This window comes from Mesorhizobium sp. M7A.F.Ca.CA.001.08.2.1 (genome assembly GCF_003998455.1).
GTDB classification, from domain to species: Bacteria; Pseudomonadota; Alphaproteobacteria; order Rhizobiales; family Rhizobiaceae; genus Mesorhizobium; species Mesorhizobium ciceri.
Genome location: NZ_RZPW01000907.1, coordinates 1 through 2,257 on the forward strand (window position 1 = coordinate 1; position 2,257 = coordinate 2,257).

At 64.2% G+C, this 2,257-nt stretch carries 2 protein-coding genes; one reads left to right on the forward strand and one right to left on the reverse strand.

What is annotated here, in order from left to right; all coding sequences use genetic code 11:
* Positions 1–1,428: M23 family metallopeptidase (locus tag EN914_RS32730; RefSeq protein ID WP_164779088.1), on the forward strand; the 1,428-nt coding region annotated here is incomplete at its 5' end.
* A 6-nt stretch (positions 1,429–1,434) separates the two neighbouring features.
* Here EN914_RS32730 and EN914_RS32735 read toward each other — a convergent pair.
* On the reverse strand, positions 1,435–2,257 hold an 823-nt coding region (locus tag EN914_RS32735), incomplete at its 5' end, for an MFS transporter (RefSeq protein WP_127389556.1).

Below are 2,257 nucleotides of genomic sequence, written 5' to 3' on the forward strand. Positions count from 1 at the left end.
AGCCTGAAGACCGTCGATTTTCCGATCGACACGGCTTCCTTCGACGAAAAGAGCGACCTCTCCGCCGACGAGGTGGAAAAAGTGGTGCGCGAGGCCGGCACCGACCTCAGCGACGGCGCCGTGCAGGTCGCTTCGCTCCACTATGTCGATCCGCAGCGATTCGGCGAAGCATTTGCCGAGAGCATGGCCGGCTCCTACGACGTCAAGATCGTGCCGGAAAACGTCTCGGTGGCGCCGCGAGCCACCGTTGACGACCAGGCGCCGGCTTTCGCCGAGGAAATCATCCCCTTCACCAAGGATCTCGACGTCACCGAGGCTTTTGCTGATTCGGGCTACACAGGGGAAGACGCCACCGGAATGGCCGAAGCCATAGCCAAGTTGCTCAATGCGACGGCGCTCAAGGCTGGAACCGTGCTACGCGTCGGCCTCGAGGTTCACGGCGATGCCGCTAAGGTCGTGCGCACCAGCGTCTACGACCGGACCCAGCACATCGTCACCATCGCGCTCAACGATCGCGGCCAGTATGTGCCGGCGCAGGAACCGGATCCGAACCCCGAATTGCTGACGGCCTTCGATGATTCGTCGGCGCCGGTGGTGGTGCGCGGCAACCTACCCAACGTCTATGACGGCATCTACCGCGCCGCCTACTCCTACGGCATGTCCAAGGCGATGACGCAGCGGTTGATCAAGCTGCTGGCGTCCGATGTCGACTTCCAGTCTCGCCTCAGCCCCGCCGACCGCATCGAAGTCCTGTTCTCGCAGCCCGACGGCGACGATCAGACCTCGGACAGCTCCGAGCTTCTCTACGTCTCGGCGACGTTCGGCGGCCAGACCCGCAACTTCTACCGCTTCCAGATGCAGGACGGCGGTACCGACTATTTCGATGAGGACGGTTCGAGCGCCGAGCAGTTCCTGTTGCGCAATCCCCTGCCCGCCGGGAAATTCCGCTCCGGGTTCGGCGCCCGCAGGCATCCGATCCTCGGCTATGTCCGCATGCACACCGGCGTCGACTGGGCAGCCCCCATCGGCACGCCGATCATCGCCGCCGGCAACGGCACGGTCGAGAAGGTCGGCTGGGCCGGCGGTTACGGCAAGCAGATCATCATCCGCCACGCCAATGGCTACGAAACCTCATACAATCACCAGAGCGCCTTTGCCAAAGGCATCGAACCGGGCGTGCACGTCCGCCAGGGCCAGACCATCGGCTTCCTCGGCCAAACCGGCCTCGCCACCGGCCCGCATCTTCACTACGAGCTGATCGTCAACGGCACCAAGGTCGATCCGATGCGTGTCCGCCTGCCGGTCGGCAAGGTGCTGAAGGGCGATGACCTCGTCGCCTTCAAGCGCGAACGCGAACGCATCGACGAACTGTTGAAGCAGGAAGACAGCGATTCGCTGAAGGTTGCGAGCGCCAAGATCGACGGTTGATCGGCTTCAGCCTGGCGTATCTTCGGCCCGTCGCGGCCATGGCAATCGGTCACCGGGAATGGTCGTCCATGCGATGACAGCCGCAAGCAGGCAAAGCAGCGCGGTCACCGAAGAAACCGCGGCAAACGCGGCGTCGCTGGCGGCGAGCCTTGTCGCATCGATGGCCGGGGCAAGCCCGGCTGGCGCCGGTTCACCAAATCCCGGGATGCCGGACGTTGCGCTCGCGTCCAGTGCATTCGCGTAGACCCACGCGGCAAGCGAGCCCATCGCCGCCACCGCGATCAGACCGCCGATGCGTGAGACGGCATTGTTGATGCCGGAGGCCGCCCCCGTGTCCTTGTCCTCCACCGCCGTCATGATCGCGGTCGACAAGGGCGACACGACCAGAGCCATGCCGAGCCCCATCAGCCCCATCAGCGGGAATGTTCCCGTCCAGAAATTGTGGATGCCGGCGTAGGTGAGCAAGGCCAGCCCGGCAAACGCAAAAGCCACGACCAGGCTGCCGCAGGCGATCGGAAAACGCGGTCCGATCCGGTCCGACAGCTTGCCGACAGGTCCCGACAAAAGCGCGATCGATGCCGACAAGGGCAGGAAGATGAAGCCGACCTCGGCCGTGCTCAGCCCCCAGCCGGCGATCAGCAGCATTGGCAGATAGAAAAGGTTGGCCGACAGCGCAAAATAGAGGAAGAACGTCGCCACATTGGCGCCGGCGAAAGCACCGACGCGAAACAGGCTGAGGTCGATCATCGGCTCGCCCTGCCGAAGCTCGAAGACGATGAAGACAGCCAGCAATACGACGCCGGCGGCAATGCTCGGCCCTGCCATGAGG